This window comes from Candidatus Binataceae bacterium (assembly GCA_036495685.1).
In the GTDB taxonomy this organism is placed as follows: domain Bacteria; phylum Desulfobacterota; class Binatia; order Binatales; family Binataceae; genus JAFAHS01.
Genome location: DASXMJ010000062.1, coordinates 1 through 7,726 on the forward strand (window position 1 = coordinate 1; position 7,726 = coordinate 7,726).

Consider the following 7,726-nt stretch of genomic DNA (forward strand, 5'->3'; position numbering starts at 1 on the left):
TTATCGAGCCCCGGACGTACTTTCGCGAGAACCTGCTTGCTGGCGCTCTGAATGTCGATCTTGAGAACTTCGCCGGTGCGGCCCTGCGTGCTGATGATTTGTCCCTTGCTGTTGATTTTGACCGCGGTAGGAAGCCCTAGATCCTTGATGAACGGTTCGGGACGCCCTCCCGCGACCGGTATTCGCCAAATCTCATTTGCACCAAGCAGGGGAAAGTAGATGTTACCGTCGGGACCGAGTTGCAGCGCGTTGGGCAGCGGAAGATTATCCGCGATCATGTGCGGCGAACGTCCGTCGGCGAATAGCTCCCACATCCGCCCGCCCGGACGGCATTCATCCATAAAGATGCGGTCCTGATGAATTGTTACGCCATTGGCGCCCACCACTCCATCCGCGATGATCCGAACCTCACCGTTCGGGGAGCGCGCGCAGACTCGCTCGCTCATAACTTCGGTCGCGTAGAGCGTGCCCTTCGAATCGAATGCAAGATCGTCGGGCGCCACGATCGGTCCGCCTTGCGGACTGACAACCGTGACCATGCCGCTCACGATATCGACTGCACTTATCTGACTGCCGAATGCCTGAGCGACGTACAGTTTGCCATCGGGCCCGATTCTCATTCCGTTCGCGCCGAACAGCGCGCTGGGCGGAGTGACTCGTGTGCATTGCCATCCGGCGGCTACGTTGATCGAAGGTCCGGTGTACCGGCTGCCATTTTGCGCCATGACGTTCCCCTCGCTGCTCGAACTACGTGCCGACTTCCGCGATCGTTCATTCGAGCGCCTTATGCATTTGCAACGCGTTGATTTCCGCGGTGCTCAGTCCGAGTATCTCGCCCAAGATGTAATCCTTAACTAGCCAAGCTTCGCCGCTGGCTCAACCCATTTGACGCGCGAGATCTCCGAGCACTTTGGGAATCATGCGGTCGTCGCGGGGCAGGCGCACGAAGGGCACAAATTCGCGCACGGCCAATGTCGTAACGCCGAACCATCCGTCGCCCACCGCGCGACTCTCCTCAGCGCCGGCATGCTCTCGCCGCCAAAGATAACCGGAACGAGACGCTGCGCAAGCTAATGACCGAAGCCGGCCGCGATCTTTGCGATATCCACCATGCAAGCATCCATGGATCATCGCGACATCGCCGCTATGCGGCGAAATTAAGCACGACCACCCGGACGTGTCTCGGAACGACCGGACAGTCACGCCGGTATGGCTGCTGACGTCTTCTGATTGGTAAGTCCCCTAGGCGGATGTGGCGCGCTTAGCTTCATCTGCTGCCGAAGGGCCTGCAACTTTGTACAGCTTCTGCGCGTTGTCCCACAGGATCTTGCGGCGGATCGACTCCTCGCGATCCGCAAGTCCGCTTTGGACGCGAGCATGCACCTCATCACCGTAAAGCGAGGTTGGATGCGGAAAATCGGTTTCGAACATCACATTATCCGCTCCGATCTTGTCGATTAGGCGGCGTGGCGCGACCTGCTCGAACCAGTAACAGGCGTAAAGGTTACGCGCGAAGTACTCCGATGGCAGCAAGTTGAACTCCGGACGTTCCTCGCGCACGGCGTTACCCTCGAACTGGTAGTCCATCGCCTCAAGCATGAACGGAATCCATCCGATACCGCTCTCGACCGATACGAATTTGATCGCGGGATAGCGATTCAGCACACCGGACATGATCAGATCGCTCACCTGTCGGCCGTTTTGGAGCAGAATATCGATAGCCAGCGCGGTGAAGGCGGGCGCCAACCCGTATGACGAGACACGATTCTTGAGCAATCCCTCGGTCATATCGCCGGAGCCAACGTGAAAACTGATCGGTAGATCAAATTCGCACGCGATTTGCCACAAACGGATTCCAATGAGGATCGCCAAGCAGCGGCTGGCCGAAATATTGCGGCTCTCCGGTGAAGAGAATTCCGCGATGGCCCATCGCAGCGCATCGGCGCACCTCTTTGGCGGCCGCCTCGACGTCCCAGAAGGGAATAGAGGTTATCGGAAGCAGGCGGCGCGAATCCGCCGATGCCCATTCGGTTTGCCAGTCGTTATAGATTTGCACGCAGGCGAGCATCAGCTCGGGATCGTTAAGCTTCAAGAAATGCTGAGCGCCGAAGCCGCCGACGTTCGGGTACATCACCATCGCCCAGATGCCCATCTCGTCCATGTAATGAAGCCGTGCTTTGGGATCATAAGCTCCGGGATGCATCTCCTCGTAGCTCCGGGGCGGATTCTTGAAGCTGCCGCGGCCAGCAGTCGCCGTCATTCCTGGACTCGCAAGGAAGCCCCGATTTTCACCGAGCACCCATCGCTGAGTACCTCGGCTGCTGGTCTCGATGCGCGGAACCCGGTCGCGCATGCTGGCCGGCGCCCGGCTGGTCCACACGTCGGGAGTCTCGGTCACATGAGTATCGGCATCGATAATGCTATAACCACTCATGATCGCACCTTCGCTCTTAACGGCCGGCGGCTGCGTTGTGCGGTTCGCGCGTGCTGCCACGCTGGATATGCGGCAGCACCTCAGTCGCGAACAGCTTCATACTGCGTTGCGCCACTTCGAGCGGCATTCCGCCGTACTTGAAGAAGCCGACAAACTCCGCCGCGTCCATCGTCTGGGCAATTGTGCGAAGGGTTTCGATACATTTCTCCGGCGTGCCGTAGACCTGAGTCTTGAGGAACGTGTCGCGGAATGATGACGTGCTCTTTTTGTTCGCGTCAGCGATTACGGCGTGAAACTCGTAGCCCTTCGCGCCACGGAAATGTTCCGGCTCGTCATATTCGTAGTGTCTAACGGCAGTGTCCGAGTAGTTGCCGATCCATTGCTGGGCGCCCTCATTCGCCTCGCGCTCGGTCTCGGCGCAATACATAAAGGTCGACACCACTGGTCGCTTCGGTTGATGCCCGAACTTGGCGCACGATTCCTTGAAATGATCGAAATCTTTTTTGTGCTCGGTCCACGGCTTTTGCGGAATCACCAGCATGCCCAGCCCTTGCCGGGCCATGATGTCGCCGGTTTCCGGTGAAATGATTGCGCCGTAAAAGCGCTCGGGCAGATTCGCACGACGCGGATGCGGCCGCACACTCATCTCGGGAATTTGGTAATACTTGCCCTGGTATGAAAAACGATCCTGCGTGAGCGCCATGCGCACGATCTCGGCAGCTTCACTGAAACGCTCGCGCGACTCACTCATCGGCACCCGAAAACCATCGTACTCTATTCGTCCAGCCCCGCGGCCAAAGCCCAGTGTCAGTTCGCGATCGCCACAGTACATGTCGAGCATCGCAATCTGCTCCGCGACCCTGACCGGATCGTGCCACGGCAATACCACGACCATCGAGCCGAGACCGACTCGGCGCGTACGGCCGGCCATAAAGGTCAAGAACTGCAGCACGTCGGGGAGCATTGTGTATGGCGCGAAGTGATGTTCGACGCCCCAAAGCGAATCGAAGCCCAACGGCTCGACCATCTCAGCGAGGGCGAGGTCTTCCTCGTATATTTGCCAATCAGGCTTCTCTGCGCGGAAGTAATTCTGGAAAATGATCGACGCTCCAAGCTTCATAGTAAAATCCTCCACAATCGATTTTCGCGACTAAATCTACCGGCGCTCGGCAAAAACCCGTCACCTAGTTGGTTCAGACTGGAATCGAGTACACCCTTGACGCTTACCGCCGAGCACTTTGCGCTCGAAACTCAGTCCCTCGAGCGTGCGGTCCGCATGATCAAGCGCGTTGGGGTAAAGGCACGTCGGATGCGGGAAGTCGGTCTCGAACATGATGTTATCAACACCCAACGCATTGACCGCCGCGCGAAAGCCTTTCTGCTCGAACCAGAAGTTCAGAAATCTGGACGCGCGGCAACTCCCGCGTATCGCCTCCGCATCAAAATTCTTCTCGAAGAAATAGTCGGGGCCCTTCAGATGCGTATCGAGCAAATGCGTATCGACATCGAGAATTTTGAATCCGTTTTTCATGGGATCTGCTACCAAGCCTCTGCACAGGCTGAGTCAAAAATGTCAAGGCTTGCAACCAGCGCGGGTGCCTTTGAGTTCCGTGCTCCTCTAGCAGCTCTTCGTCAGGCGGCGGTGTAGCCGCCGTCAACCACGAGTTCCGCGCCAGTCACGAAGGAAGCTTCGTCGCTGGCTAGGAAGACTACGCACCATCCGACTTCCTCGGGCTGAGCTCCACGTTTGAGCGGAGTCTTGTCAAACAGCGGCTGTAAGTATTCCTCGGAAGCGACACCAAGCATCGGCGTGTAGATGACTCCTGGATGGACGGAATTAACGCGGATTTTGTCTGGGGCGTATTGCACCGCGGCGGACTTGGTGAGAAGGCGGACCGCGCCCTTGGTCCCGTGGTAGGCTGCCGAGCCAGAGGATCCGATAAGACCATAGATGGAGGAGATGTTGATGACAGAGCCACCGCCACGCTGGCGCATCGCGGGAACGGCAGACTTCATCCCGAGCCAGACGCCCTTCTGATTGATATTAACGATGGAATCCCATTCCTCCTCGGAGGTTTCCTCGACGCCCTTGACGTTGGCGATGCCCGCATTGTTGACCAGGATGTCCAAGCCGCCGAAATCGCGCTGGCAGGTGTCGACGGCGGCACGCCAATCGGCGGCCCGAGTAACGTCGAGATGAACTGCAACGACAGATGTCGCTCGGGTCGTCGCGTTAATGTCAGCCGCGGTCCGGCGGCACTCTTCGTCGAGAACGTCGCCGATCACGACTTGCGCGCCTTCGGCTACGAAGAGTCGGGCTTCGGCCGCGCCCTGACCGCGTGCACCTCCCGAAATCAGCGCCACTTTGCCTTTGAGCCGTTCCATAGTGAGTCACCGTGAGAACTTATCCAGTTGAGTCCTAGGTAAAGTCGTTTCAAATGGCTGGCTGCGCCGGCGCGATCTCAATATTGCTGTACGGCGTGTTTAGCAAACCAGCGGGTCGCGGGTAATCGGCTCATTTCTTTGTAAGATGCGCGACGCGTGAGCGAACCCGGTCAAGTTCCCCAAGGCCCGCGATGGTCTGGTCCAGCGCCCCCTCGACGAGTTCGTGCAAGGGTTGATTGGCGCCCCTCGCGAACCAGGTCTGCAATGCTGCGTTCCCCGCTGATACCATCACGCCAACCATCAGGGCAGGGCGTATGTCACGGGAGTCGTTGATACGCATACGCTGGGCGACAACCGCCGTCAGGGTCGAACTCCAAGCCCTTTGCTGCTCAAAGGCCCCGCTCATCGTTTCGGGGTATTTGCGAAATAGCTCCAGCCGAAGCCGCGTGAGATCCGCTTCAGCTTCGACCTCGCGACTCATTTCAACGATGATGTTTCGCAGCATATCGACTGCAGACTGACCAGGTCGCTCCTTCGCGACTGCAGTGGCTAAACTGTCGTCGTAGCGCTGACGATCGCCGAGCAGCAAGTCTTCCTTGCTAGAGAAATAGCGAAAGAATGTGCGTTTCGAGATATCGGCCGCGTCCGCGATCTCGTCCACCGTAACAGCGCTAAATCCCCGCTCGATGAAAAGCGAAAGCGCTACCCGCTCTATAGCCGCCGCTAGCTTCGTACGCCGTCGATCTCTCGGCGAGAGCACGATCACTTTTTGTTGACGCTGCGGCATTTCAGCCATCGATCCGTCCTTGAGGCACTTCGTTGAGACTCTCCAGTCACGAAGGCCGTTTTAGCACTATTGCCAAATTGTCTTCAATATCTTAATTGCATCTGTGCAGATCATAAGCTTGATGGTGCTGGAGAAGCTGACGTTCCAATGCGCGGATTTCGGATGCGAACAGATCGCTCACGCCACTGTCTTTAACGAGGCGGCAACAATTGGAGGACGCAAAAATGAGTACGACCACGGGACCGGTTTCCGGCGGCGCTCACGGCTGGCCGTTTAGCTGCTATTTCGGCGATCTTGCGCGACGCGGCTATATCGAAGAGGAATTTTTCCTGGCGGGCACTGCCAAACGATATAAGCCCGTCGGTGAGCATGGCAGCGATGGCAAATGGGCCGTTGAAGTGGCGGGCGAAGCGCCCTTCAAAACGCGTATCCTGTTAAAGCGGCCGAAGGATCCCGCCAAATTCAATGGAACAGTGATCGTAGAGTGGTCGAACGTGACCATCGGTCACGAACTAATCATCGCTGATTTCCCGGGCATCTTCGACGGCTTTGCCCATGTCGCCGTGTCTGCACAGTTCGTCGGCATTCATGGGTTTGAAGAGCAGCCAATGGGTCTGGTCGCATGGGACGCGGAGCGCTACGGATCGTTGTTCCATCCGGGCGATTCATATTCATACGACATTTTCACGCAGGCTGGACGCGCCGTGGGACCGGACAGGGAGCGCGGCGCCGTCTATCTTATGGGCGGTCTGGAGGTGCGGAACCTGATTGCCACTGGGGCGTCGCAATCAGGTGCGCGCATCGTCGCTTATATCAACGCGATCGCGCCGGGACAGCGCGTCTTCGATGCGCTCATGCCGTTGATCATTGGCGGAATGGCTTCCGGTTTCGACGACACGATACTCAACCCGAACAAAATCTTTGCGATGCCTCCGGGAGAGATCGCGAAGCTGATGCGACCCTTCACGAGGATTCGCGACGATCTCAAAGTTCCCGTGATGCTGGTCAATTCAGAAAGTGAGACCATGGGCTGCTTTCCCTGTCGCCAGCCGGACAGCGACCGCTTCCGATTCTGGGAAGTCACCGGCTCGTCTCACGCTCCCCAGGGGATGACTGAAATTATGGATCAGAAGACGAGGCGGGACGGCGTCTATCTGGATCAGTTCGCGGGCGCCCGTCCCAGTGTTGTGATGTGGAGTCCCGTGGCTGACGCGGCGCTTGTACACGTCAAACGCTGGGTTGAGGGCGGTGAACCCCCGCCTAGCCAGTCGCCGATTGCAGTGTCCGGAAATCCACCCGCGATCGAACGCGACGGACATGGCATTGCCAGAGGAGGCGTGCGCTTACCTGACGTGGAGGTGCCGATCAGCAGCAACAGCGGATACAACGCGGGCGCGGGACTGGAGGCACTCGTGGGTTCCACGCAACCGTTCCAGCCCGAAAGAATTAAGGCACTCTACCCAAGCCATGAGGCTTATGTGGCGAAAGTCTCAGCAGCGGCGAAGGCGGCGCGCGAAGCCGGGGTCATCCTGCCCAACGCAGAGAAGGATTTCGTCGAGCGCGCGAAGGCTTTCGCAATGCCAAACTGACTGAGCCAAAACCCCCTACTCAAAGACGAGCTACAAGCGGCTCGAAACCTCTTTGACTCTCAAGGTAGAAGACACGGAAGACGCGCACTAAGGAGTATCGAGATGGATAAGACAGATCAGAAAGCGGACCTCGGGTTGGATTTCGATCCGGAAGCTCTGCGCGCGAAATATCAGCAAGAGCGCGACAAGCGCCTGCGGCCGGATGGCAATAAGCAATATATCGATACTGCGGGAAAATTTGCGCGGTACGCCGAAGTCGATCCCTACGTAGAGCCCGGATTCACTCGCGAGCCGCTGACTGACGAGGTCGAGGTCGCGATCATCGGTGGCGGCTTTTGCGGCCTCCTGGCTGGCGCCCGGCTGCGAGAGGCAGGCGTCGAAGGCATACGAATTATCGAAGCCGGCGGAGACTTTGGCGGTACCTGGTACTGGAACCGCTATCCTGGCTGCCAGTGCGACGTTGAGTCTTACATCTACCTCCCGCTCATCGAAGAGTTGGGGTACATGCCGAAGGAGAAGTACGCCTACGCC

General features: G+C 58.1%; 10 protein-coding genes. 2 read left to right on the top strand and 8 right to left on the bottom strand.

What is annotated here, in order from left to right:
- The 8 genes from VGI36_07080 to VGI36_07115 all read right to left on the bottom strand — a co-directional run.
- A partial coding sequence (locus VGI36_07080; GenBank protein ID HEY2484894.1) for a hypothetical protein occupies positions 1-725 on the bottom strand: 725 nt, incomplete at its 3' end.
- A gap of 151 nt (positions 726-876) precedes the next feature.
- The gene (locus VGI36_07085) at positions 877-1,002 is read right to left on the bottom strand and encodes a hypothetical protein (GenBank protein ID HEY2484895.1); all 126 of its coding nucleotides are present in this window, start codon (positions 1,000-1,002) and stop codon (positions 877-879) included.
- Positions 1,003-1,242: 240 nt separating this feature from the next.
- Positions 1,243-1,872, bottom strand: a complete 630-nt coding sequence (locus VGI36_07090; protein ID HEY2484896.1) for an amidohydrolase family protein — start codon at positions 1,870-1,872, stop codon at positions 1,243-1,245.
- Positions 1,823-2,434: a hypothetical protein gene (locus tag VGI36_07095; protein HEY2484897.1), complete on the bottom strand. Its 612-nt coding sequence runs from the start codon at positions 2,432-2,434 to the stop codon at positions 1,823-1,825. Before VGI36_07095 ends, VGI36_07090 begins: the two co-directional genes overlap by 50 nt.
- Positions 2,435-2,450: 16 nt before the next feature.
- Entirely contained in the window at positions 2,451-3,554 is a 1,104-nt protein-coding gene (locus VGI36_07100) for an LLM class flavin-dependent oxidoreductase (protein ID HEY2484898.1), read from the bottom strand.
- Between the two features lie 60 nt (positions 3,555-3,614).
- On the bottom strand, positions 3,615-3,965 hold the full coding sequence (locus VGI36_07105) for a hypothetical protein (protein ID HEY2484899.1): 351 nt from the start codon (positions 3,963-3,965) through the stop codon (positions 3,615-3,617).
- Between the two features lie 101 nt (positions 3,966-4,066).
- A complete protein-coding gene (locus VGI36_07110) occupies positions 4,067-4,819 on the bottom strand; it encodes a glucose 1-dehydrogenase (GenBank protein ID HEY2484900.1) in 753 nt (250 codons plus the stop codon).
- 130 nt (positions 4,820-4,949) lie between these two features.
- Positions 4,950-5,615 (bottom strand): TetR family transcriptional regulator, encoded by a 666-nt coding sequence (locus VGI36_07115; GenBank protein HEY2484901.1) that lies wholly within the window; start codon positions 5,613-5,615, stop codon positions 4,950-4,952.
- Between the two features lie 215 nt (positions 5,616-5,830).
- On the opposite strand from VGI36_07115, the gene VGI36_07120 reads away from it, so the two are divergent.
- Positions 5,831-7,195: an alpha/beta hydrolase domain-containing protein gene (locus VGI36_07120; GenBank protein ID HEY2484902.1), complete on the top strand. Its 1,365-nt coding sequence runs from the start codon at positions 5,831-5,833 to the stop codon at positions 7,193-7,195.
- Positions 7,196-7,297: 102 nt separating this feature from the next.
- The coding region (locus VGI36_07125) for an NAD(P)-binding protein (protein ID HEY2484903.1) at positions 7,298-7,726 on the top strand (429 nt) is incomplete at its 3' end.